The sequence below is a fragment of the Clostridium lacusfryxellense genome (genome assembly GCF_018861735.1).
GTDB classification, from domain to species: domain Bacteria; phylum Bacillota; class Clostridia; order Clostridiales; family Clostridiaceae; genus Clostridium_AD; species Clostridium_AD lacusfryxellense.
Genome location: NZ_JAHLEB010000037.1, coordinates 22606 through 48801, shown reverse-complemented (window position 1 = coordinate 48801; position 26196 = coordinate 22606). Strand labels below are relative to the sequence as shown.

Annotated in this window: 17 protein-coding genes; all 17 read right to left on the bottom strand. The window is 32.6% G+C overall.

Translation table 11 applies throughout. The features are described 5' to 3' along the window. Positions 1-231 precede the first annotated feature (231 nt). The 17 genes from rlmD to uvrB all read right to left on the bottom strand — a co-directional run bounded on the left by rlmD (position 232) and on the right by uvrB (position 25743). Positions 232-1659 (bottom strand): 23S rRNA (uracil(1939)-C(5))-methyltransferase RlmD, encoded by a 1428-nt coding sequence (rlmD, locus tag KPL55_RS17805; protein ID WP_246599590.1) that lies wholly within the window; start codon positions 1657-1659, stop codon positions 232-234. A gap of 294 nt (positions 1660-1953) precedes the next feature. Further along, positions 1954-2337 carry a DUF1540 domain-containing protein gene (locus KPL55_RS17800; protein ID WP_216308093.1) on the bottom strand — a complete coding sequence of 128 codons (384 nt, stop codon included), beginning with the start codon at positions 2335-2337 and terminating at the stop codon, positions 1954-1956. Positions 2338-2626: 289 nt separating this feature from the next. Beyond that, the gene (gene pyk, locus KPL55_RS17795) at positions 2627-4387 is read right to left on the bottom strand and encodes a pyruvate kinase (RefSeq protein WP_216308092.1); all 1761 of its coding nucleotides are present in this window, start codon (positions 4385-4387) and stop codon (positions 2627-2629) included. A 92-nt stretch (positions 4388-4479) separates the two neighbouring features. Beyond that, entirely contained in the window at positions 4480-5439 is a 960-nt protein-coding gene (gene pfkA / locus KPL55_RS17790) for a 6-phosphofructokinase (protein ID WP_216308091.1), read from the bottom strand. Positions 5440-5791: 352 nt separating this feature from the next. Beyond that, positions 5792-9352 carry a DNA polymerase III subunit alpha gene (locus KPL55_RS17785; protein ID WP_376770466.1) on the bottom strand — a complete coding sequence of 1187 codons (3561 nt, stop codon included), beginning with the start codon at positions 9350-9352 and terminating at the stop codon, positions 5792-5794. Between the two features lie 118 nt (positions 9353-9470). Then, positions 9471-9755, bottom strand: a complete 285-nt coding sequence (locus KPL55_RS17780) for a Dabb family protein (RefSeq protein ID WP_216308090.1) — start codon at positions 9753-9755, stop codon at positions 9471-9473. A 37-nt stretch (positions 9756-9792) separates the two neighbouring features. Beyond that, positions 9793-11094, bottom strand: coding sequence for a DRTGG domain-containing protein (locus KPL55_RS17775; RefSeq protein ID WP_216308089.1), 1302 nt, complete (start codon positions 11092-11094; stop codon positions 9793-9795). Positions 11095-11102: 8 nt separating this feature from the next. Next, a complete protein-coding gene (gene whiA / locus KPL55_RS17770; protein ID WP_216308088.1) occupies positions 11103-12053 on the bottom strand; it encodes a DNA-binding protein WhiA in 951 nt (316 codons plus the stop codon). A gap of 4 nt (positions 12054-12057) precedes the next feature. Further along, positions 12058-13392: a gluconeogenesis morphogenetic factor MgfK gene (gene mgfK, locus KPL55_RS17765; RefSeq protein WP_216308087.1), complete on the bottom strand. Its 1335-nt coding sequence runs from the start codon at positions 13390-13392 to the stop codon at positions 12058-12060. Next, positions 13389-14273 carry an RNase adapter RapZ gene (gene rapZ, locus KPL55_RS17760; RefSeq protein ID WP_216308086.1) on the bottom strand — a complete coding sequence of 295 codons (885 nt, stop codon included), beginning with the start codon at positions 14271-14273 and terminating at the stop codon, positions 13389-13391. The genes mgfK and rapZ overlap by 4 nt, the downstream gene beginning before the upstream one ends. 248 nt (positions 14274-14521) lie before the next feature. Then, a complete protein-coding gene (gene murB / locus KPL55_RS17755) occupies positions 14522-15457 on the bottom strand; it encodes a UDP-N-acetylmuramate dehydrogenase (RefSeq protein ID WP_216308085.1) in 936 nt (311 codons plus the stop codon). A gap of 177 nt (positions 15458-15634) precedes the next feature. Further along, the gene (uvrC, locus tag KPL55_RS17750) at positions 15635-17500 is read right to left on the bottom strand and encodes an excinuclease ABC subunit UvrC (protein WP_216308084.1); all 1866 of its coding nucleotides are present in this window, start codon (positions 17498-17500) and stop codon (positions 15635-15637) included. A gap of 174 nt (positions 17501-17674) precedes the next feature. Further along, on the bottom strand, positions 17675-19105 hold the full coding sequence (locus KPL55_RS17745; protein ID WP_216308083.1) for a peptidoglycan D,D-transpeptidase FtsI family protein: 1431 nt from the start codon (positions 19103-19105) through the stop codon (positions 17675-17677). Further along, a complete protein-coding gene (locus KPL55_RS17740) occupies positions 19098-20342 on the bottom strand; it encodes an FtsW/RodA/SpoVE family cell cycle protein (protein WP_216308082.1) in 1245 nt (414 codons plus the stop codon). Before KPL55_RS17740 ends, KPL55_RS17745 begins: the two co-directional genes overlap by 8 nt. Positions 20343-20368: 26 nt before the next feature. After that, on the bottom strand, positions 20369-20797 hold the full coding sequence (locus KPL55_RS17735; RefSeq protein WP_216308081.1) for an FHA domain-containing protein: 429 nt from the start codon (positions 20795-20797) through the stop codon (positions 20369-20371). Positions 20798-20863: 66 nt separating this feature from the next. Beyond that, positions 20864-23686, bottom strand: a complete 2823-nt coding sequence (uvrA, locus tag KPL55_RS17730; RefSeq protein WP_216308080.1) for an excinuclease ABC subunit UvrA — start codon at positions 23684-23686, stop codon at positions 20864-20866. Between the two features lie 71 nt (positions 23687-23757). Further along, positions 23758-25743: an excinuclease ABC subunit UvrB gene (gene uvrB, locus KPL55_RS17725; RefSeq protein ID WP_216308079.1), complete on the bottom strand. Its 1986-nt coding sequence runs from the start codon at positions 25741-25743 to the stop codon at positions 23758-23760. Positions 25744-26196 lie beyond the last annotated feature (453 nt).

The window sequence follows — 26196 nt, the reverse complement described above, 5'->3', positions numbered from 1 at the left end:
AATAGAAATCGAGCCTGAAAATGGGCAAGGTGAAACCTCTCCAAATAAGATGAATCACTAAAAACATGTGAGATAATTCCAGTTCATAAAATTGTATATTAGCTTCACAAACTTAAAAATCTAGCTCAAGACATAACATTCATACTCATAGTAAAAAGGTATAAAAATAGAACTAAGGTAACTCACTCCTTAGTTCTATCATTATTCTATCTTAGCGATTGGTATAGTTATCTACAATTTCTTCTCTATCCTCACAACGCACTCCACATGCGCCGTCTGCGGAAACATATCCACTGGCTGAATTTCTAAAGTTTTATATCCTAGTTCATCTAAAATCCCTAAATCACGAGCTAAAGTACCAGGATCACAAGAAACGTAAACTATATTTTTTGGGTTCATACTACAAATAGCTTCCAAAAGAGATTTATCACAACCCTTTCTTGGTGGATCAACTACCACTACATCAGCCTTTACGCCTTTATCTATAAGTTCTGGGATGATTTTTTCTGCATCTCCTACTATAAATTCCGCATTGTCTATCTTATTTTCTTTAGCATTTTTTATAGCATTCTCTATAGCCTGAGGTACTATTTCTACACCATACACTTTTTTAGCTTTCTGCGATAAAAATAATGATATAGTTCCTGTACCACAATAAACATCAAGCACCGCTTCTCCACCACTTAAATTTGCATATTCTAGTGCCTTATTATAGAGTACCTCTGTTTGAATTGAATTAACTTGGAAAAATGACAATGGCGAAACTTCAAATTTAAAATCACTTATGTAATCAGTTATAGTATCTTTTCCCCAAAGCGTTAAACATTGCGCCCCAAGTATTACATTTGTCTTATCAGTATTAATATTTTGTACTATACTAACAAGCCCTTTAATCTTTTTACAAATCAATGTTATAAATTCTTCTTTATGAGGAAGATTATTACCATTTGTAACTAGTACAACCATAACTTCTCCTGTTTTAATACCTTTTCTAATCATAATATGTCTTAGAATTCCTTGGTGATTTTCCTCATTATAACTTTCAATATTAAATTCTTTTATCCACATTCTCGTAAGTTTTACTACAAGATCTGCAACTGAATCCTGGATATGACAATTTTCCATATTTATAATATCATGACTTCTTGCCGCATAAAACCCAATCCTTACTTCGCCATTCATATTGCTTGCTGGTAATTGAACCTTATTTCTATAATTATATGGAGATTCCATTCCTATTGTAGGGTGAACTATCACGTCATCTAATTTCCCTATTCTATTTATAACTTGTATTACCCTATTAGTTTTAAAATCTAATTGTGCATCATAATCTATATGTTGAATATTGCATCCGCCACAGTTTTTATATATATTACAGACTGGCTCTACTCTATCTATAGATTTCTCAATAATCTCAAGTAATTTTCCAAAAGCAAACTTTTTAGAAACCTTAACAATTTTAACAATTACCCTTTCTCCTATAATTGCACCAGCTACAAAAATGGTAAAGTTGTCTATCTTACCTACGCCCTCACCATCATATCCCATATTATCTATAGTCATTTCATAATCTTCATTTTTTTTAACAGGAATAACATAATTTTCGATTTCTGTTTTTCCTTCAGTTTCTCTTTTCATCGTTTTGCTTCTACTTTTCATAATTTCTCCTCCTAAGCTTATCTATGCCAATCTTTTATGCATACGCCACTCTTTTAGGCATACGCCACTCTTTTAGGCACACGCCACTCTTTTAGGCACACGCCACTCTCTTAGGCATACGCCACTTCTTTATATAAGGCACATAGAAACAAATAACTATGCAAAAATGCCAGTATATTTATCACCATGTGCCTAACTAATTGTAATAAAAAATTTATTACTTGTAATAAAAATTTACTAATCCAAATTTTATAATTTTAAAATATTAAATATTGCATAATTTTTTCTTAAAAATTATTGTTCATCGAAGGTTTCACATTGTGTTTTCTCGATACACAAAGGTGTTTTATCAATACATGAACCCTCTAATACATCCACCAATATATTTTTTGCTAAACATAATTCTTCTTCATTGTGTTTACAATTAATCGCTTCACATCTAATTCTTGGACTCATCTCTATAGAATCATTATCAAATACTTGCTTAAACTGACCAATCACATTCATATTAAGTACATTAGATAACGAATTCTTTAATCCCTTTTCATCAAATGTCTCGCATTGTGTTTCTTCACTTCTATGAGCATCGACTCCTGAAACATGGATAGTACTAGCTGAGCATATTCCAGACATATTATTAACACATACTGTTGCACTACAACTTAGAATTCCCCTCATGTTAATCCCTCCGCAAACTTATTTTCAATAAAAAACATAATATTAATTATAATACATTACTTTTAATTATAATTCCTAGCATCTGCTTTCATTATACTACAGATAAAAAAAAAGCACCATATAGATGCTAATAAAGAATCAGTCGCCAATTATTTGCTTGTACTTTTAATTATAACCTTAATTACATTAATTATACATAGATTTATTTTATATTTAGAATTTTTTTAATAATAAAAAAGATTGCCAGTAATAAACTGACAATCTTTTTTGCTCTAATCCGTTTTTTAAATTAGTTTTTTACGTTAGCTCTTCCACTATAAACAAGACCTCTAGTTGCATCCATTGTTATAAATGAACCAGTTTTAATAATTCCTATTGCTCCTGTTGCATTGAATATTATTGGAACTGCTTTCGAAGTACCTTCTATAACAACATTTGAAGTTACTGCATCTTCTTCTACAATAATTCCAGAAACTCTATCTAATATATCAGTGTAGTCAGCATCTAATGTTTTAACTACTAATATATCTCCATCTTGCATAGTATCACTAGCTTCTTGCGCATTAGCAGCATAAAAAGCTGTACCACAAGCTGATGCACTTATGTTTCCTTTACCTTGAAGTAATATATCTCCAACAATATGAACCTTCATCATATTTGTACTACCTACAAAATTGGCAGGGATTCCAGCAGCAATAACTACTAAATCACCTTTTTGTACATAACCTGATTGTAACGCAATAGCAACAGAATTATCTATAAGATCATCTGTAGATTCTACCTTATCTGCACATATTGAAATTACGCCCCAGTTTAATGCTAAACTTCTAGCTACTCTTTCATAAGGAGTAACAGCGATAACTGGACATTCTGGTCTATATGTTGAAACCTTTTTAGCAGTATTACCACTTTGAGTTGCAGTAATAATAGCTGAAGCTTTAAGTTCCATAGCTGTACTACATGTAGCTAAACTAATAGCATTTGGTACGTTTGGAACATGAGATTTTCTCTTCTTCTTTAATTTCTCTTCATAATTAAGAGCATTTTCAGCGGTTTGTGCTATTTTAGACATTATGCTTACAGCTTCTAAAGGATATTTACCATTAGCAGTTTCACCACTTAGCATTATAGCATCTGTACCATCAAATATTGCATTTGCAACGTCTGAAGACTCTGCTCTAGTTGGCCTTGGGTTTCTCATCATAGAATCAAGCATCTGAGTAGCTGTTATAACAGCTTTTCCAGCAGCATTACATTTTTGTATAATCATTTTTTGAACTATTGGAACTTCTTCAGTTGGAATTTCTACTCCTAAATCTCCTCTGGCAACCATAACGGCATCAGAAAATTTAACAATATCATCGATATTATTAACGCCTTCTCTGTTTTCTACCTTAGATATTATTTGTATTTTTTCTCCACCATTTTCATTAAGAACACGTCTTATATGAAGTACATCTGATGCTTTTCTTATGAAAGATGCTGCAACAAAATCAACGCCTTGTGCACATCCGAATTTCAAATCTTCTATATCTCTAGCTGTAAGTGCAGGTAGATTTATTGAAACTCCAGGAACATTAACTCCTTTGTGATTGCCTATCATACCAGTGTTTGCAACTATACATAGGACTTTTTTGCCTACCACTTCTTGTACTTTTAGTCCAACTAAACCATCATCTATTAATATAATATCGTTAGGTTTAACATCTTGATATAAATTATCATATGTTACTGAGCAGATAGTTTCATCTCCAATAACTTCCTCACCACAAACAACAGTAAATTTAGCGCCTTCTTGTAATTCAACTTTACCAGCTGCAAAATTTCCTGTTCTTATTTCTGGTCCCTTAGTATCGAGTATTATAGCAATATGTTTATTAAGTTCTACTCTAAGCTCTTTTACTAAATCCATTCTTATTTTATGTTCTGCATGATCACCATGAGAAAAGTTATGTCTTGACGCATCCATGCCTGCATTGATTAAGCTTTTTATAGTTTCGCTATTATCACTTGCTGGTCCTACTGTACATATAATTTTAGTTTTTTTCATAAATTACTCCTCTTATTGTATATTATTTTAAATTCATTTGATTAATATATAATCTTTCTTTTTAAATTATCAATTATAATTTTAATAATGATTTAGTAAGAAAGAATTTTTGATATATGATATAGACTTTCGTTGAATTCTCTAGGTACTGCTATTGCCTCATTTATGTCTTGATCCATTATTTGGCCATCTTTCATTCCTATAGCTCTTCCTGATTTGCCATCTATAAGCACTTCAACTGCTGCTACTCCCATTTTAGAAGCAAGCATTCTATCAAATGCACTTGGACTTCCACCTCTTTGAATATGTCCAAGAATTGTAGCTCTTGATTCAATACCTGTTATTTCTTCAACTTGCTCGGCAAGCTCATTCGCTCCACCAACGCCCTCAGCAAGAATTATAAGATTATGCATTTTACCTCTAAGCTTTCCTTCAAAGATAGTTTTGCATAACTCATCCATTTCATAACCTTTTTCTGGAACAATTACTTCTTCAGCTCCTCCACCTATACCAGCGTACAAAGCTATATCTCCACAATTTCTTCCCATTACTTCAATTACACTAATTCGTTCATGAGAACTTGATGTATCTCTTATTTTATTTATTGCATCAAGTACTGTATTGAGAGCTGTGTCAAATCCTATAGAATATTCACTGTAAGGTAAATCATTATCAATAGTTCCAGGTATACCAACAGTTGAGATGCCCATTTCAGATAGAAGTTGTGCACCTTTAAAAGATCCATCTCCTCCAATTACAACTAGGCCATCAATGCCAAATACTCTTAGTACGTTAGCTGCTTTTTTTCGTCCAGCTTCGGTTCTAAATTCCTCACAACGTGCAGTTCTAAGAATAGTTCCACCTCTATGAACTATATCCGATACTGAATGTCTATCCATTTCAACAATTTCACCGTTTATAAGCCCACTATATCCTCTTTGAACGCCCATAACTCGTATGCCTTTATATATACCCATTCTAACTACAGCTCTAATGGCGGCATTCATTCCTGGTGCGTCTCCTCCACTCGTAAGTACAGCAATTGTTTTCATAAAATTCCTCCTTGTAGTTCTTTAGGGCATAAAACAATATTTTCCTTTGTAGTTCTCTGGATCATTAGACCATGCATTGGACAATTATTAATTGTTTTTTCTTTGTGGTTCTATAGTTGTACCAGCGGGACATATAAAGTCCCACTATAGTTGTGATTAGTTCATGTCCTAAAACAAAACCTTACTACTTATTAAAAATACCCTTTATATTATAATATTATACATTATTCTCGAAATATTCAACGTTTTATCCGAAAAAAAATTTATTTATTTTTTAGATATTGACTTTAACTAAGGTTACCATAAGTAATTTTTTACCTATGGCAACTAATTATATAATGTTATACAAACTTTATTGTATTTTTATATTACTTTCTCCAAATATACTTCTAAGAATTTCCATAGTGTCTATTTCCTCACTTAGCCATAAGCCCTTATCTACAGCATACATTTTTCTTGGTTGTTTTGTACAAAGATATACAGGTGTATTCCCTCGATAAATAACAAGATTTGTTTTTAATTTTTTTAACGCATCCTTCATCATATCTTCATTTTCTACCAATATATAGATTTTTTCACTGTTTATCTTTAAAAGTGGTTTAATATCTTCACATAATATCTTAGGCTGCTCTTCTTCTCTAATGCTAACTCTACCTTTTAATATTACTATCTCATCCTCTTCTATAAGAGTTTTATATTTTTCAAAAGTCTTTGGAAAAACTATTACTTCTACACTGGCATATAAATCCTCTAGATTAATAAAAGCCATCATGTCATTATTTTTAGTAACTTTTTTATTAACAGATGATATAATGCCTCCGATAATAACTTTGTCACCATCTTGAAGTTTAAAGCTATCACCTAAAAGTTCATTTCCATCTTCTAAGCTTTCATCCACTACAATATCAGATATTCTAGTATTAGTTTGTATTTTAAGCGTCTCTTCATATTCATCTAGTGGATGACCAGATAAATATATTCCTGTCATTTCCTTTTCCATAGCTAAAAGATGTTTCTTTTTAAATTCCTGAATGTTCGGATACTCTATTTCAAAATTATCATACTCATTATCAAAATCCAAAAATAAATTGATTTGTCCTGAAATATTTCTCTTCCTATCATTGTTCACTCCATCTAATACTTTTTCATATATTGCTAGGAGTTGTGACCTATGGATCTTAAAATCATCAAAAGCTCCTGACTTAATAAGGCTTTCTACTGCTCTTTTACTAACGCAGGCTGTATCTATTTTATTGCAAAAATCCATAAAGCTCGAGAAATTTCCTTTTTCTCTCCTATTGCGAACAATGCTCTCTATTACATTTACCCCTACATTTTTAAGTGCAGATAGACCAAATCGTATAGTATCACCTTTTACAGTAAATCCAGCGAAACTTTCATTAATATTTGGAGGTAAGACTCCAATATTAATTTGAACTGCATACCTAGTATAAAAGGCTATTTTCTCACTATTACCCTTTACACTATTAAGCATAGCAGCTATAAACTCAGTAGGATAATAACACATCAAATATGCTGTCTCATATCCAACAACAGCATAAGCTGCTGCATGAGATTTATTAAACGCATATGACGCAAAATCCATCATTTGATCAAATATACGGTTTGCTGCTTTTTCAGTAATTCCATTTCTAAGGCAACCCTCAACTTCTATATTTCCATCAGTACCTACTATTCCATGGATAAAGTTATAACGTTCCTCTTCCATAACCTTGTGTTTCTTTTTAGACATGGCACGACGTACAAGATCGGATCTACCCATAGAATATCCAGCAAGTTTTCTAACAATATCCATAACTTGTTCTTGATACACCATTACCCCATACGTAACTCCTAGAATTTCTTCAAGCTCTGGCGTTTCATATTCAATCTTGTCTCCACTATTTTTATTTCTTATATAACGTGGAATTTCAGCCATTGGGCCTGGTCTGTACAAACTTATACCGGCGATAATATCCTCTAAATTGTCAGGTCTAAGTTCCTTCATAAAGCTAGTCATTCCAGCAGATTCTAGTTGAAATATCCCTACAGTTTTACCTTCTCCTATCATCTTATAAACCTTATGATCTTCAATGTTTAGATCATCTATATCAATATCTACATTTCTATTTTGTTTTACGAACTTTACGCAATCTCTCATTACTGTAAGGGTACGAAGCCCAAGGAAATCCATCTTTAAAAGACCAAGTTCCTCAAGGGTTCCCATAGGAAACTGCGTTACTATCATTTCATCATTTTTCTGAAGTGGAACATAGCTAACTAGAGGTTTTGACGCAATAACTACTCCTGCTGCATGAGTAGAACTGTGCCTTGGAAGTCCTTCTAGTGCCTTTGCAATATCAATTAAAGCTTCAACCCTTGTATCATCCTCATATAATGTTCTAAGCTCTGCATTCATCTCAATAGCCTTATCTATAGTTATATTAAGGACACCTGGTATCATCTTAGCAATCCTGTCTACCTCTGCGTAAGAATAATTCATAGCCCTTCCCACATCTCGTATACAAGCTCTAGGGGCCATTGTTCCAAAGGTTATGATTTGCGATACATTATCCGATCCATACTTATCTACAACGTAATCAATAACTGCTTGGCGCCCCTCGTAACAGAAATCAGAATCTATATCTGGCATAGATACCCTTTCCGGATTAAGGAAACGTTCAAAAACAAGACTATATTTAATAGGGTCTATTTTAGTTATATCTAATGTATAAGCAAGTATTGAACCCGCAGCAGATCCACGCCCTGGCCCTGTTGGAATACCACTATCTACTGCGAACTTTATAAAATCCCATACTATAAGAAAATAATCTACGAACCCCATCTGTTTTATTATATTAAGTTCAAATTCGAGTCTATCTATATACATCTTAGCTTGGTCATTACCAGCAGCTATTTCATTTATATATTCTATAGAAAAATTCTCACCAGTGGCATCACTAAATTCATGATACCTTGGTGCCAATCCCGCGTAACAAAGTTCTCTTAAGAATTCATAAGGGTCTACCCCCTCAGGTAGTGGAAACCTTGGAAGTTTTGATACATGAAATTCATAATCGAAGTTACACATCTGAGCTATTTTAACTGTATTGCTAAGCGCCTCTGGAACATATGCAAAAGTCTTCTCCATCTCACTTGAAGATTTTAAGTAAAACTGGTCTGATGGATATCTCATTCTATTTTCATCATCAACAGTTTTCGCTGTTTGAATGCATAGTAATACATCATGAGCTTTTGAATCTTCTTGCAATATATAATGAGTATCATTAGTACAAATTAGAGGGATTCCAGTTTCCTTAGATAACTTTACTAAAAGTTCATTAACCTTAAACTGGTCCTGCATACCATGATATTGTAATTCTAAGTAAAAACCATCTTTAAATATTTCATTATATTTAAGTGCTATTTCCTTGGCTTTTTCATAATTATCACGAAGCAATAGGCTTTGAATTTCGCCACCAAGACAAGCACTACTAGCAATTATTCCTTCGCTATGCTTTGATAAAAATTCAAAATCAACCCTTGGTTTATAATAGAAACCCTTAATTGAAGCTGCTGAAACTATTTTCATCAAATTATCATAGCCCAATGAATTCTTAACTAAAAGCACTAAATGATGAGTCTTATTTTCCCTATCTGGTGCCTTAATGTCCATTGATTTAGCTGCCACATATATTTCACAACCAATAATAGGTTTAATTCCCTGCTCTTTTGCCTGTTTATAAAATTCCACGCATCCATACATTACTCCGTGGTCAGTTATAGCAATGCTCTTCATACCAAGTTCCTTGGTTTTAGCAAGTAGCTCTTTAATTTTTCCGGAACCATCCAAAAGACTATACTCAGTATGTACATGAAGGTGCACAAAACTTCCAAGGTCTTCTTTTTCTATATTTTCTTCAATTTCTTTTTTTATCTGTAGTTCTTTGTGCACACTTTATCCCTCCCCTTGTAACCATATAATTATCCACAGATGGTTTAATTAATAATCTAGCTCATCATATTATGATTTAACTCTCATAATCCACAGATTTAGAACTTTCCAGCATTGGTTTTAAATATTTTATTACTTCATTTACATGATACTCATGTACTGCATATGTATTCATATCCTCAAAAGTTTCAAACCTAGTAATAAGCGCCAAATCATAAGAACGCTCTGAATGCACAACATCAATTCCTACCTCAATCTCCTTAAGTTCTGATATCTTTCCCTCCATACTAAGTAAAAGATTCCTAGCTTCAATTGTTTGATTTTTATTTTTCAATTTAAAAAATATTATGTGTGTAAACATTTCATTACCTCCTTATAATCATTAATATAAAAGAATATTATTTACTAAATATTTTAGCAGAAATCATAGCTTTTGCAACAGGTTCCTTAAGTCTATTAAACATACTTATCTCTACCTTAGAAAAACTTCTACCTTTATCGATAACTTCTGCATATATATCTATATCACTACCCATTTGAACAGGTTTCATAAAATATGCTGTAATACTATCTACTGAAATATTGATATTGTTATTTTGCCTTAATGCCATTATTCCCATAGTCGATAATAACATATTGAGTGAGCTCCAAGATGCCGTACCAAAAGGATCTAACATTTGGGGTATAATTTGACCATTAAAATGCAAACTATCTCCCTCGTGTATACAACTAAAATTCATTAAAACAAGATCTTCTATAGTTTCAGCAACTTGTGGTTGCCTTAAGGCAAACTCCATTGCTTTCATAACATCTTGTATACTTAGTACCCCTACAAGCTTCTTCTTATTAACTACAGGACAAAGTTTTTTCCCATCCCACCCCATAATATGAGCAGCATAAGCTACCGTTGTTTTTGGTGTTACACTTATAAGTTCCCTATTCATAACCTTATGTATTGATTCATTTTCATCATGTCCTTGTAAATCTCTTAAAGTAATCATGCCAACAAGCTTCATATTCTCATCTACCACAGGATATCTCTCATGATTAGTTTCAGCCATTAATATTCTATAACTTGCAATAGTATCCGTACTTCTCAGAAATTTAGCATCACTTTCCATAACATCTTCAACTAAAATAATTTCCTTTTTAATCATACTGTCATAAATAGCTTTATTTATCATACTTGCTACTGTAAAGCTATCATATGTTGATGATAATAGTGGGATACCTTTTTCATTCGCAAGGGCTTTTATTTTTTCACTACAATCAAACCCTCCTGTAATGAGTACTGCCGCTTCAGTTTCAAGAGCAAGTTCTTGTGCTTCTTCGCGATTACCAACAATAAGCAAATACCCTGGTCTCAGATACTTACTTATTGATTCAACAGCCATCGCGCCTATAATAAATTTATTTAAAGTTCTATTTATACCTTCTTTTCCACCTAAAATAGTTGCATCAAGTATACTTACAACCTCAGTATAGGTAAGTGCTTCAATATTTTTTTTATATACTTTTTCAACTCTTATTGTCCCAACCCTAGGCACAGTTTTAACAATACCCATATTTTCTGCTTCTTTCATAGCTCTATAGGACGTACCATCGCTAAGCCCTAGTTCTGAGCTTATACCTCTTACCGATATTTTAGCTCCAATTTGCAGTGAAAGAATATAATTAATAACTTCTTCGCGCTTTGACATTACATGTTTTACCTTCCTTCGCTTCTTAATTCTTCTGCAATCTTCTCTATTCTTCTTAATCTATGGTTAATTCCAGATTTACCTACAGGAGGTTCAAGTATAGCACCAAGTTCCTTTAGTGATTCATCTGGATATTCAAGCCTAAGTTCTGCTATTTCCCTTAAATTTTTAGGAAGCCTTTGAAATCCGATTGACTGTTGTATAAGCTTAATACTTTCAACTTGTCTTACTGACGCATTTACTGTTTTACTAAGATTTGCTGTTTCACAGTTCACAAGTCTATTAACATTGTTTCTCATTTCCTTCATTATTCTTACATTTTCCAAAAACAATAATGAATTATGTGCACCTATTATATTAAGGAGATCTACAATCTGTTCACCCTCTTTAATATAAATTACGAAACTACTTTTCCGCTGAATTATCTTTGAGTATAAACCATAACTATTTATAAGTGTCCTTAGCTCCTCTGCATAGTCACTATCATGTGTAACAAACTCCACATGGTAGTTCTTTTCAGGATTACTAATACTTCCGCCCCCTAAGAAGGCCCCTCTTATATATTTACGTTTGCATTCCTCAGCATCAATTAACCTCTCAGGTATAGTATAATCTATTGAAAAAAAGTTATCATTTTCAAGTACAGCCACTTGTTTTAATAATTCTTTAACTCCCATTTCTTCGGTAATTATAACTACATAAACATTCTTTTTCTTAAGAGAATTACTTCTCTTAACTAATAACCTAGGATGAATTCCAAAATGTTCTTTTAATAATTTAAATATTAGTCTTGCTATTGCAGGATTTTCAGTGGTTATTTGGAAATTCATTTGTTTATTTGACCCAAGTCCAATAGTTCCACTAACCTTCATTATAGCCGCTAGTTCAGCCATTGCTTCATTTTTGCTCATTTCTGTGAATCTACAAATTTCATTTTTAACCTTCGATGAAAATGACATTACTTTACTCCTTATTTCTTTTATTTTCTTTTAGTCTTTGTGATAAATAAAAGTATTCTACTAATTTCTTTTTATCATATAATAATTTTTTCTCCATAATTGTTTCTACAAGAGTTACTGCAAGCTTATCTGTATCATGTCTTACATATCCTTTTCCAATTTTAACAAAATCACTCTTAATAATTCCTATTCCAAGCTTTGTAATTTCATTTTCATTTATACTAACTAAGGTAGATTTATCTTTAAAATATTTTTCTTCTAGTTCGTCACTTATTTCTCCTGTGTTCACTACCACATAGTCAACAACCTTACATTTAGCATGTTTATTAATAGCCTTTATATGGTCATTAACACCATAGTTATCAGACTCTCCTGGTTGAGTCATTATATTGGACACATAAATTCTTACGGCTTTAGTTTTAGCTAAAGCATTTCTTATTTCCTTCACTAATAAATTGGGAATAATACTGGTATAAAGACTTCCTGGCCCAAGTATCACTGCATCTGCTTCATTTATAGCAATTAGTGCTTCCTTCATTGCCTTAGCATCATTAGGCTCTATAAAAACCTCATCAATAGCACTATCATTGTCAATTACACCTCTTGGTATATTGGACTCCCCATCGATTATTATCCCATTTTTAAGTTTTGCCTTTAATATCATATTATCTAAAGTAACTGGGATAACTCTGCCCGTCACTGCCAGGACTGAACTCATTTTCTGCACAGCTTCTTCAAAATTATTTGAAATTCCATCCATGGCAGCTAAAAATAAGTTACCAAAACTTTGATCCTTAAGCCGTCCATCTTTAAATCTATATTGTAGTAATTCTTCCATTAATGGCTCCGTATCAGCCAATGCTAAAATGCAATTTCTAATATCACCAGGTGGTAGAATTCCTAAATCTTCTCTTAAAACTCCTGATCCACCACCATCATCCGCCACAGTAACTATTGCAGTTATATTGTTAGTGTATTTTTTTAATCCGCGGAGCATAGTTGATAAACCAGTTCCTCCTCCGATTACTACAATTTTAGGCCCTTTTATAAGTACCCTCTTTTCATAGATCAGATCTCCGAGTTTCTTTGAATTTATAGCTACATCCATATTACCTGTATTTAAAATAATAAAAAACTTAATAATTTGAACTACTGCTACATATATTATTACAACTCCAAGAAGTATAATAATTACCATGAGCCCAATATTTCTTGGTGAATAATTTTGCATATTTATAAGTTGCATTATTCCAAAAGCTAAAAGGAAAATACCAATAATACCTAGAAGCACCCACTTCTTTATATTGATTCCAGGCGCAAGTAACTTACGTGGCATCATAGCTTAACATCACTTCTAGTCACATCTTCATTTACATCTCTGTGATCTATATTAACGTTATACCCAGTGTGTTCAAGTATTTCGTAAATCCTATTAGCAATAGCTACAGATCTATGTCTTCCCCCTGTGCATCCTATAGAAACTATGAGCTGTCTTTTTCCCTCTGCCTTATAATTTGGAATTAGAAAAACTAACATATCTTGAAGTTTCTCTATAAACGTTTTAGTGCCCTCAAACTCTAATACATAATCCCGAACAGGTTTATCATTACCAGAATACGGCTTAAGTTCTGGTATATAGTATGGATTTGGCAAAAACCTAACATCAAATACTAAATCTGAATCCATAGGTATTCCATACTTAAACCCAAAAGAAAGCACAGTTATAACAAGTTTCGTTTCTATCTGACCTTCCTCACCATAAATATTATTTATTTCTTCTGTAAGTTCTCTCGCCGAAAGCCTTGTTGTATTAATTATGTGGTCAGCACGCTCACGTACATCCTTAAGCTTTCGCCTTTCAGTATCGATTCCGTTTAAAACTCTTCCCTCTGGTGCAAGCGGATGTTTTCGTCTTGACTCTTTATATCTTTTTATAAGTGTCTTATCTGAAGCCTCTAAAAATAAAATCTCATACTTATATCCTTCTTCTTTTAGGTATGCTAAGCTTTCAAATAAATCATCAAAAAACTTTCCACCTCGAATGTCTATAACTAAAGCAATTCTATCTATATTTCCGTTAGATTGATAACATGCCTCTGCAAATTTTGGAATTAATACTGGTGGCAAATTGTCCACACAAAAAAATCCCAAATCCTCAAGGTTTCGTACCGTTTGTGTTTTTCCAGCGCCTGATAACCCTGTCAATATAACAAATCTCATTTAAAACCCCCCTTTAATAAAAATCCAGAATTTCTATTACTATGAATATATATAATATTCCTAATGATTTCTTTTCAGTTGTTTTTATATATCATTTTATTAATCTGTTTCACTTTTTATTATAACACATGAATTCATATTTTTAGATATCTAAGCGCAAAAAAATACACAGCAACTTAACCGGCTGTGCATTTAAATTTATATGTTTTTTCTAAGTATTTCATTAAACAATTGATTATGCTTTTTTATTAGGCTTCTTTAGCTAATAACAGGTCTTCTCCCCAAATCTTAACTTCTGTGCTAAGTTGTACACCATATTTTTCTTCCACTTGTTGTTGCACAAGACTTATAAGGTCTAGAATGTCTTTTGCACTTGCATTTTTTTTATTAATAATAAAACCAGAATGTTTTTCAGACACCTGAGCATCTCCAACTGAGGTTCCCTTTAAGTTGCAATCCTGTATAAGCACACTTGCATAATGACCCTCAGGTCTTTTAAACGTACTGCCTGCTGATGGATATTCTAGTGGTTGTTTATCATTTCTTTTTTTCCAAAGATCATCCATTCTTGCCTTTATAACAGCTCGGTCTCCTGGTTCAAGAGCTAACGTGACACTTATTACTGTATATCCATGTTTTAAAATTGCACTACTTCTATAAGAAAGTTCTAGTTCATCTTTAGTTAAAGTTAATAATTCACCGTTGTTATCAATAACTAATGTACTCTCAAGTACCATACACATTTCTCCATTATAGGCTCCTGCATTCATTGCTGCTGCGCCACCAATACTTCCTGGAATACCATTTGCAAACTCAACGCCTTTAAGCCCCTTGTCTAATGCCACCATTGTAACGTCATATAAACTAGCTCCACTTTGAGCAGTTATTTTATTTCCTTCTACCTCTATTTTGTTAAGTTTACATAGTTTTATAACAACGCCACGAATTCCACCATCACGCACAAGTAAATTAGATCCCTTACCTATTAAGTAATAATCCACTTTATTTTCTTTACATATTTTTATTATTGACTGAACTTCCATAGCATTTTCTGGAGTAACCAAAACATCAGCTGGTCCCCCTACCTTGAAAGAAGTATGATTTTCCATTAGTTCATTTATTTTTATATTCTCTTTAGAAGTTACTTTATTTATTTGTTTAATTATCTTCTCATATTGCATCATATTCTACTCCTTGAAATTATTAAGTATTTATACGCTTCCATATAATGTATTTAATTGTTTATGTTATGGAAGTTATAGTCCCTATAGTTTAACCGTTTTGTTAATAAATTTCAACAATTTAAGCCATTATTATCTATTATTAATCTCTATGACACATTTAATTAATATTTTTTCATACTATTTTCCAATTTTAAAATATTCGATAACGCTTTGCGCTGCCTTACTATCTATGGATGGTGTATCCATTAATTCTGCACTACTTGCCTTTTTTATATTATCGATACTTCCAAACTTTTTAAGTAACTCTATCCTTCTCTTTTGCCCTATATTAGGTATATTATCCAATATAGAATATAAAGTTCTTTTATCTCTCAAAGTTCTGTGATAAGTAATAGCAAATCTATGCACCTCATCTTGTATTCTAGTAATTAAGTGCATACTTTGAGAATTACTTCTCATATTAAGCTCTATATTATTATATATTAAACCTCTTGTTTTGTGCTTATCATCCTTAACCATTCCACATACAGGTATATTAATATTAAGACTGTTTAAAACCTCAAGAGCAACATTAACCTGTCCTTTACCACCATCCATCAAAATTAAATCTGGAAATATACAAAACTTACCTTTACTTAATTCTAAATTTCTAGCTTTTATTTTCTCTACTTCTTCCAATCCATGAATAAATCTTCGCTCTAAAATTTCGCGCATACTGTCATAATCATTAGCCCCTATTACTGATTTAATTTTAAATCTTCTGTAATCGCTAGTTTTAGGTTTTCCATCCTCAAAAACAACCATACTACCTACAGAATCTACTCCCATTATATTAGAAATATCATACGACTCTATCCTCTGCGGTACTTCATCAAGTTCCAGTAATTCTACAATTTCATTAAGCGCAAACTTGTGGACTTCCTTATCTTGTTTGTCCTTTATTTTAAAATTCTCAAGAGTTATCTTAGCATTGTTTTCAACCATCTCTAAAGTCTTTTTCTTTTCTCCCTTTTGTGGAACCTTAATTGTAACTTTTGATTCTTTCCTAGCGCTAAGCCACTGCTCTAAAATATCAAACTCATTTATAAAAGGCACATAAATTGTTTTGGGAATAAATGCTGCTCCTCCATAAAATCTTTTAATAAATTCTTCTATGAGCTCTGCTGGCACTTGCTCCGCTTCATCATTTAAAATAAAGTGTTCACGCCCTACTATCATACCATCACGAAGGAAAAACACCTGAATGCAAACATCTTTATCATCTATATATAAACTTATAAAATCTTCATTTTCGCAATTTCCTATTACTATCTTTTGCTTTTCATTTATTTTATCTATTGCCATGATCTTATCGCGAAAAACAACTGCTTTTTCAAATTCTAAAGACTCTGATGCACTCTCCATCTTCTTCTTTAAATCATCCTTTATAGCCTTATCTTTTCCTGTTAATAGTTCAATAGCGGATTTTATGATTTCACCATATTCTTCTTTATTAATGTATCCCGCACAAGGTGCTTTGCATAGTCCAATATGATAATTCAAACATGGCCTAGTAGGCGGTAACCCCTCTTTAATACTTCTCCTGCATGTCCTAAGCGGAAATACTTGTTTTATAAGTTCAATAGTACTATAAACAGCTGCTGAATCTGTGTATGGTCCAAAATATTTGCCTCCATCATTTGCTATGTTACGAGTTACAAATACTCTTGGAAATTCCTCATTTATAGTTATCTTTATAAAGGGATAATGCTTATCGTCCTTAAGCAAAATATTGTATCTAGGACTATATTTTTTAATAAGATTACACTCAAGTATTAGTGCTTCCATTTCTGAATCCGTTACTATATATTCAAACTCAGCTATATTTTTCACCATAGCTAAAACTTTTACAGAATGGTTTTTAGAACTTTTAAAATATTGCCTTACTCTATTTTTTAATATTTTGGCTTTTCCAACATATATTACCGCGCCAAGGTTATTCCTCATAAGATATACTCCAGGTGCATCTGGAAGAGTCTTTAGCTGATATTCAAAATCAAACACGATAGGTCACCTCCTCTTTTTTATATTTTAACTGCTACATATATAGCCACAATTGTATCTTAATTGTTAAATTTCCTGGGCAATATAAAACATAATAGCGATAATATCAAAACAAAGTCAAATATTGTTACAATATTTGACTTTATAAATTAACATTATATTGATACATCTTATTTATTTTAAATAAGTTTTAATAAGTTCACTAGTTATTTTAGCGGCACGTCCACCACCAACTCCACCTTCTTCTACAATTACAGCTATAGCAATTGTAGGATTATCATAAGGTGCAAAGGAAGTAAACCAAGAATGAGCAGCATTTTGGGCACTAGAGTCCGCTTTATGATCTGCAGTTCCTGTTTTACCACTAACTTCAATACCACTGACTGCAGCACTCCCACCTGTACCGCCAGTTACTACTGCCCTCATTAACTCCTTCATGATGGTAGCAGTTTCCGTAGTCATTACTTGACCTAATTGTTTAGGCTCCGTTGTTTCGAGCGACTTACCTTTGCTATTTAATATCTCTTTAACAAGCATTGGCTCCATCATAACACCATTGTTAGCAACACTACTCACAACTAATGCCATTTGCATCGGAGTAACTAAAACCCCAGCCTGACCTATAGCACTTTGCGCTATATTACCTTTTTCATTGCTTTTATACGCTGGAAATTGACTAGGATCTATTGTTATCCCTGTAGCATTAATATCCTTATTAAAGTAAAACTTTTCTGCAGTTTCCTTTAAAGCTTTATTTCCTAAATCAATGCCCAGTGATCCGAAAAACACATTACTAGAATGCATATAAGCAGATTTAAAGTCGATATTACCAAAAACCTCACCATCATAATTCTTCAATAATTGCGTTCCATTTACCACAAGTTTACCATTATCATGAAATCCCTTATTGAAAACACCAGAAATGTTTTCTAAAGCACTAACTGCAGTAACGGTTTTAAATACAGATCCTGGTGGATATAAACCAGACACCGCCCTATTAAGAAGCGGAACATCCTTATTTGCATTTAGACCACTCATATCATTTTTTAAATTATTCGGATCATAAGAAGGATTAGACACCATAGCTAAAATTTCTCCTGTTTTTGGATTTATTGCTACTATAGCACCTTTACGATCTGTTGCCTTTAAAAGGTCATAAGCTTTCTTTTGAAGTTTAGAATCTAGCGTAGTTCTTAATCCGTTACCAACCTTTTCTTCATTGTCTTTATTAAAGAAAACGAACTTTGAAATTAGAGGTTCTGATGAATCCATAAGTTCTGTATCATATTTTTTTTCAAGGCCTGCAAGTCCATATATAACATCCATATATCCTATAGCATGTGAGAAAACTGCACCTTGTTTATATTTTAATTTTTGAGAAGTTTCATTTATTTTCGTACTTTCAGTAAGGGCTGTCATATCTCTATCGTAAATCGTTCCTCTTAATACCTTGTTTCTCTCTACCCAAAGTCTCTTATTAAAAGTACTAGCTAATGTTTTTTCACTAGTAAACATAAATGAATAAGTTATGTAGGAAATTAAAACAATAAAAAGTATTAAAAACACCAACATTACCTTTTTTATATTATTAACGAAATCATTCATAACTTTGACCGTCCTCCGAAATTTTTTGAAGTATCCCAAGCGAAAAGAATGTTATTATCATAGAACTTCCTCCATAACTAACTAGTGGGAGCGTGATTCCCGTTAGTGGAATAGCTCCAACTACTCCACCTACTATAACCAATGCTTGAGCGGCTATCATTGTACTATACCCAACTGCCAGAAGCCTTGTAAAGTTATCCTTGCTGTAAATTGGAACTCTCATGCATCTATAAAACATTAAAAAATATAAAATTAAAATAGCAAACCCAGTAAGTAGTCCCATTTCTTCAGAAATAGCTGAAAAAATAAAATCCGATTCTCTTACAGGTACCATTTTAGGATTTCCTAGTCCAAGACCTGTTCCAAAGAGCCCGCCTGAGGCTATTGAAATCAATGATTGTACCACCTGATGCCCTTCGTTATTGCCATATTTCCATGGATCACCCCAGATCATAAACCTTAAGCGCACATGTCCAAAAAGCTGATAACTTATAAATCCACCTATAATGAAAAGCCCTAAACATACTATTACATATTTTAAATTTGAAGTAGCTATATATAACATTGTTATTGAAATAGCAAAAAATATTAGTGCTGACCCTAAATCCTTTTGAAGTACCATAAACCCAAGGGATGTCATAACAACAACTCCAGGCTCAATTAACGCTTTAATTTTTATTAGTTCCGTCTTATCCTGAAAATTCTTTCCATAATACTGAAGCGAAGCTGCTAAATAGGCAACCAAGGATAATTTTCCGAACTCTGTTGGCTGAAAAGTAAATCCAGCTATACTTATCCAATTTTTAGATCCATTAACTTCTTTTCCAAGAATACTTCCCAGAGACATAAGTATAATAGTGCATACTAAATAAAAATATTTATACTTTCCAAACTTAGATAGACTTGGCATTAGCACCACCACTAAAATAAATATGGCAATCCCAACGGTATACCATATAAGTTGTTTTAGTGCCATGGGCGAGTCTAACCTATATAACATACCCATACCAATAACCGCTAACACATTTGAAAACAGCAATATGTACTTATCGCCATCAGGAAAAAATCTTCTAATTATAAAATGAGAATACGCGAAAATAAAACATACTATAACACCCATTATTAATGCGCCATTATCAAATCCATCCTTGCCAATAAAAAACATATTAAAAAATAATACTATACATAAAAGATAAGTATACCTCAGAAGTTTTTTCTCTTCCTTTATACTGTCCATACTATCACCCCACTTAGACTTATAATTTATCCTATAACCTTAAATACCGAGGTTCCTATTTTAATTTCGTCACCTTTTTTTATAACTACTTTATCAGTTACTTTTTTGTTATTCCTTAATGTACCATTAGTACTTCTCATATCTTCCAAAATATAATCCGTGTTTTTTAAATATATCTTCGCATGCTGAGATGACACATATTGATCACCTAGAATTAGAAGATTATCTGCTTTTCTTCCTATGGTAAGTTCATCATTTAGAGGAATAACCGCACCAGCTCTTAAATTAAAATTCTCTCCTCTTTCTATAACCTCAAGTCCCATAGTTTTTCTTATCATCGGTTTCTTCTTTGGGCCACCTTTAATGTCTTTATACATTATTTTCAAAGCAAATATTATTATAATGTAAATAATCGCTATAATTGCATATCTCATAATTAAACTTATTTCAGCCATAACTCACTTTCTCCTCACTAAAAAATAATAAAAAGCTAGCATAGTGTCATGCTAGCCTTATATGAATTATAACATTTTTTTAAGATATTGTCCTGTATATGAATTTACATTTAGAGATATTTCTTTTGGCGTTCCTGTACACAAAATAGTACCTCCCTTGTCTCCACCCTCAGGTCCCAAATCTATAACATAATCCGCGCATTTTATAACATCTAAATTATGCTCAATTACAACTACACTATTCCCTGCATCTACTAGTCTTTGCAATATCTTAATAAGTTTGCTAACATCATCAATATGAAGCCCTGTAGTTGGTTCATCTAAAATATAAAATGTCTTACCAGTACTCCTCTTAGATAATTCTGAGGCAAGTTTAATTCTTTGAGCCTCTCCACCAGATAACTGAGTTGATGGTTGACCTAGCCTTACATACCCAAGTCCTACATCCATAAGTGTTTGTAATTTGCTATAAATTCTTGGAATGTTTTCAAAGAATTTTACAGCTTGTTCCACAGTCATCGTCAAAATTTCATCAATATTTTTGCCTTTATACTTAACCTCTAAAGTTTCTCTATTATATCTTTTCCCTTTACAAACCTCACAAGGCACATAAACATCAGATAAAAATTGCATTTCTATCTTAATTATTCCATCACCACGGCATGCCTCACATCTTCCACCCTTTACATTAAAACTAAATCTACCTGGCTTATATCCACGTATCTTCGATTCTGAGCTCATAGAAAAAACATCACGAATCACATCAAATACACCTGTATATGTAGCTGGATTTGATCTTGGAGTACGACCTATAGGCCCTTGATCTATGTTTATAATTTTATCTATGTTCTCAGCGCCTGTTATATCTTTATGAAGTCCTGCATTTTTTTTAGACTTATTAACCTTTTTATTAAGGCCTTTAAATAAAATTTCATTAACTAAAGTACTTTTTCCAGAACCCGAAACACCAGTGACTGCAGTAAGTACCCCTAGTGGAAATTCTACACTAACATTCTTAAGATTATTCTGCCTAGCATTAAGTATTTTAATACTATTACCATTAGAAACTCTTGTTTTTTCTGGAATAGCAATCTTCTTTTTACCACTTAAATATTGCCCTGTAATTGATCTTTCACAGTTTTTTACGTCCTCAATTGTTCCTGCAACCACAATTTCTCCACCATGTTCTCCAGCCTCAGGCCCAACATCTACAATAAAATCTGCTGCCTTCATAGTATCTTCATCATGTTCTACAACTATAACTGAATTACCTATATCTCTTAAGTGTTTTAATGTCTTAATAAGTTTATCATTATCTCTTTGATGAAGACCAATACTAGGCTCATCTAAAATGTATAAAACCCCCATCAAACTAGAACCGATCTGAGTAGCTAGTCTTATTCTCTGAGCTTCTCCACCAGACAAAGTTCCTGCTGATCTAGCTAAATTTAGATAATCCAGTCCCACATCTTTCAAGAAATTAAGTCTATCATTAATTTCTTTGAAAATTTGATTAGCTATAATCTTGTTTTTCTCTGATAATTCTATATCTTGTAGAAATAAGACTTCATCAATGATAGATAATTGGCAAAAGTCACTTATATTTTTGCCTCCAACTGTTACAGCTAGTGCTTCTGGACTTAACCTTGCACCTTTGCACTTAGGACATGCATTGTCTCCCATATACTGTTCTACATCTCTTTTTATATAATCAGAAGAAGTTTCAAAATATCTGCGTTTTAGGTTATTTATAATACCTTCATAAGAATGATTAAAAGTACCTGATCTATATTCCTTAACATACTCAACCTTAACTTTTTCTCCATTAGTTCCGTATAATAACATCTTAAGAATTTCTGGCTCATAATCTTCTATAGGTGTGTCTAAACTAAATTTATATTTCAAGCTTAATGCACGAAGTACCGAAAAAGTCCAAGAATCTTCCTTAAGGCTACCTTCTCCGAAAGACAAAACGGCTCCTCCCTTAATACTTTTACTTCTATCAGGTATAATTAAATCTTCGTCAATTTCCATAAGTGTACCAAGACCATCGCAAGTATCACACTTACCAAATGGCGAGTTAAATGAAAACATTCTAGGCGCTAATTCTCCAAGACTAATTCCACAATCTATGCAAGCAAAATGCTCACTAAAAAGTATATCTTCTCCGTCAGAGATACTAGCTATCGCAGTTCCCTCAGAAAGTTTTAAAGCACTCTCTAAAGATTCTGCAAGCCTTCCCCTAACTTCTTCTTTTACAGAAATCCTATCTATTACTATTTCTATACTATGTTTTTTGGTTTTCGTTAGCTTTATATCTTCTTCCATTAGCTCTATAGTATTACCATCTATTCTTGCACGAACAAACCCATTTTTCTTGATATTTTCTATAACCTTAGTGTGTTCACCTTTTTTCCCTCTTATAACAGGTGCTAAAATAGAAATCTTTGTTTTCTCAGGCATTGAAAGTATTCTATCTACCATTTGGTCAACAGTCTGCTGAGTAATCTCCTTACCACATTTAGGACAATGAGGTGTCCCAACTTTAGCATAAAGAAGCCTCAAATAATCATAAATTTCAGTTACTGTTCCCACTGTAGATCGTGGATTTCTATTAGTAGTTTTCTGATCTATAGAAATAGCAGGTGATAACCCTTCTATATACTCAACATCTGGCTTATCCATATTCCCTAAGAATTGCCTAGCATAAGCTGAAAGTGATTCAACATACCTTCTTTGTCCCTCTGCATATAATGTATCAAAAGCAAGTGATGATTTACCCGATCCCGAAAGCCCAGTGAACACAACGAACTTATCTCTTGGTATCTCCAAATCAACATTTTTTAAATTGTGAACCTTAGCGCCCTTTATAAAAATTTTATCTCTCATGTTATCTCCTCTGCATTCTGATAGTTAGATATCTAATTATTAACTATTGTAATAACTAGTTACTCTAATAGTTAGACTTCTTTAATCTGTTTCTTAAGTTTATAAAGTATATCTCTAATCTGAGCAGCTCTTTCAAAATGTAAATCCTTGGCTGCTTGTTTCATTTCATTTTCATATTTATCCATTAACTTTTTAGTTTCATCATAATTTGCGCCCATAGCAGCTTCAAGAGTTTCATATACAACCTCATCCTCTGCTACCATAATAGCTCCGATTACATCTCTAATATCTTTTACAATAGTAGTTGGTACTATGTCATGCTCTTCATTATATTCCATTTGAATTATTCTACGCCTTGATGTTTCATCTATACATTTCTTCATAGATTTTGTAATCCTATCTGCATACATTATTACCTTACTCTCGGAATTTCTTGCAGCTCTTCCCACTGTTTGAATTAATGATGTTTCAGAACGGAGGAATCCTTCTTTATCTGCGTCAAGTATTGCAACAAGGGCTACTTCTGGAATATCTAACCCTTCCCTTAAAAGATTTATACCAACAAGCACATCAAATGTACCTAGTCTTAAATCTTGAATAATCTTCATTCTTTCTATAGTATCAATATCAGAATGTAAATAAGTTATTTTCATATTCATTTCTCTGAAATATTTAGTCAAATCCTCTGACATTTTTTTAGTAAGGGTTGTAACTAAAACTCTAAAACCCATTCCTATTGTTTCCTGAATACTTGCATATAAATCATCTATTTGTCCTTTAACAGGTCTTATAACTATTTCTGGGTCAAGTAGCCCAGTAGGCCTTATTACCTGCTCAGCTACATTTTCACTATGCTCTGCCTCATAAGTATTTGGCGTTGCACTTACGAAAACCGTTTGATTTAAACTATTTTCAAACTCTGGAAAAGTTAGTGGTCTATTGTCATATGCGGATGGAAGTCTAAACCCATATTCTATTAAATTAGTCTTCCTGGATCTATCTCCACCATACATAGCCCTAACCTGTGGTAACATTACGTGACTCTCATCTATAAACATTAAATAATCATCTGGAAAATAGTGCATCAATGTTTGGGGTGCTGTTCCAGCAGGCCTACCATCTAAAATTCTAGAATAATTCTCAATACCAGTGCAGTAACCAACCTCACGCATCATTTCAATATCATAGTTTGTTCTTTGCTTAAGCCTTTGCGCTTCTAAAGCTTTATCTTGGCCAATAAGTTCCTTTAATCTTTCTTCCAGTTCCTGCTCTATTTGAGCTATACCAATTTCTAATTTGTCTTTGGAGGTAGCAAAATGGGAAGCTGGAAAAATAGAAACATGTTTTCTATTGCCAATAATTTCTCCTGTAAGTGAATCAAATGATCTTATTTTTTCTATCTCATCTCCAAAAAACTCTACCCTAATTCCCTCGCTTGAAGACGATGCAGGGAATATATCAATAATGTCGCCCCGAACTCTAAAAGTTCCTCTAATAAAATTGATATCGTTTCTTTCATACTGTATATCTACTAAATGTCTTATTACTTCATTTCTATCCTTTTCCATACCAACCCTTAAGGACACTGTAAGTTTTTTATACTCCTCAGGATTACCAAGTCCATATATACATGAAACAGACGCCACAACAATAACATCATTACGCTCAAGTAATGCTGATGTAGCTGAATGTCTTAATTTATCAATATCATCATTAACCGATGAATCTTTCTCTATAAATGTATCCGTCTGAGCTATATAAGCCTCAGGCTGATAATAATCATAATATGACACAAAATACTCAACGCAGTTATCAGGAAAAAACTCTCTGAACTCCGAGCAAAGCTGTGCTGCTAAGATTTTATTATGAGCAAGTACCAATGTAGGTTTTTGAACTCTTTCAATAATATTAGCCATAGTAAATGTCTTACCTGAACCAGTTACCCCTAAAAGAGTCTGAAACTTCTTCCCCTCCTCAATACCTTGCACTAGACTATCAATAGCCTGAGGTTGGTCTCCAGTAGGTTTAAACTTTGAATGTATCTTAAACTCATGCATAAAATCACCGCCTTATTTTCCTTTTTCTGAACGTTTGTTCGCTATATACATTTTATCAATAAGTTTTTAATATGTCAATATACCGCATAAATAATCTCATGCCATTTACTATCATAACATCATTAAGTATTATTTTAGGGTTTATATTAAATATTCTTTCTAGTAATTATTTACTGTATTTTATTTATTTTACAACAATACTAAATATCAGTCAATAATAATTATCTTTTATATATAAAAAGGCTACCCATGAAAAAGGTAGCCAATTATAAAAAATAACATTAGTAAAATCTATATCGATTACTTTATAATCTGCTTAAAACTAAACTTTATACTATTAAGCAATTCTGAAAATAGTTATTGTTCCAATAGGACCCGTTAATATGCAGCATTATTTTCAGGCGTATTACTAATCCTCCTAGGTATTATTGAATTTCTTAACTAAAAAATAGA

Bases quoted from the DNA above. Each gene is read 5' to 3' on its own strand.
- rlmD (WP_246599590.1), bottom strand. From the start codon at position 1,659: ATGAAAAGTAGAAGCAAAACGATGAAAAGAGAAACTGAAGGAAAAACA.
- KPL55_RS17800 (WP_216308093.1), bottom strand. From the start codon at position 2,337: ATGAGGGGAATTCTAAGTTGTAGTGCAACAGTATGTGTTAATAATATG.
- pyk (WP_216308092.1), bottom strand. From the start codon at position 4,387: ATGAAAAAAACTAAAATTATATGTACAGTAGGACCAGCAAGTGATAAT.
- pfkA (WP_216308091.1), bottom strand. From the start codon at position 5,439: ATGAAAACAATTGCTGTACTTACGAGTGGAGGAGACGCACCAGGAATG.
- KPL55_RS17780 (WP_216308090.1), bottom strand. From the start codon at position 9,755: ATGTTTACACACATAATATTTTTTAAATTGAAAAATAAAAATCAAACA.
- KPL55_RS17775 (WP_216308089.1), bottom strand. From the start codon at position 11,094: ATGTCAAAGCGCGAAGAAGTTATTAATTATATTCTTTCACTGCAAATT.
- whiA (WP_216308088.1), bottom strand. From the start codon at position 12,053: ATGTCATTTTCATCGAAGGTTAAAAATGAAATTTGTAGATTCACAGAA.
- mgfK (WP_216308087.1), bottom strand. From the start codon at position 13,392: ATGATGCCACGTAAGTTACTTGCGCCTGGAATCAATATAAAGAAGTGG.
- rapZ (WP_216308086.1), bottom strand. From the start codon at position 14,273: ATGAGATTTGTTATATTGACAGGGTTATCAGGCGCTGGAAAAACACAA.
- murB (WP_216308085.1), bottom strand. From the start codon at position 15,457: ATGATGCAATATGAGAAGATAATTAAACAAATAAATAAAGTAACTTCT.
- KPL55_RS17745 (WP_216308083.1), bottom strand. From the start codon at position 19,105: ATGAATGATTTCGTTAATAATATAAAAAAGGTAATGTTGGTGTTTTTA.
- KPL55_RS17740 (WP_216308082.1), bottom strand. From the start codon at position 20,342: ATGGACAGTATAAAGGAAGAGAAAAAACTTCTGAGGTATACTTATCTT.
- KPL55_RS17735 (WP_216308081.1), bottom strand. From the start codon at position 20,797: ATGGCTGAAATAAGTTTAATTATGAGATATGCAATTATAGCGATTATT.
- uvrA (WP_216308080.1), bottom strand. From the start codon at position 23,686: ATGAGAGATAAAATTTTTATAAAGGGCGCTAAGGTTCACAATTTAAAA.
- uvrB (WP_216308079.1), bottom strand. From the start codon at position 25,743: ATGCATGAGTTTAAGATACATTCAAAGTTTAAACCTACTGGAGACCAA.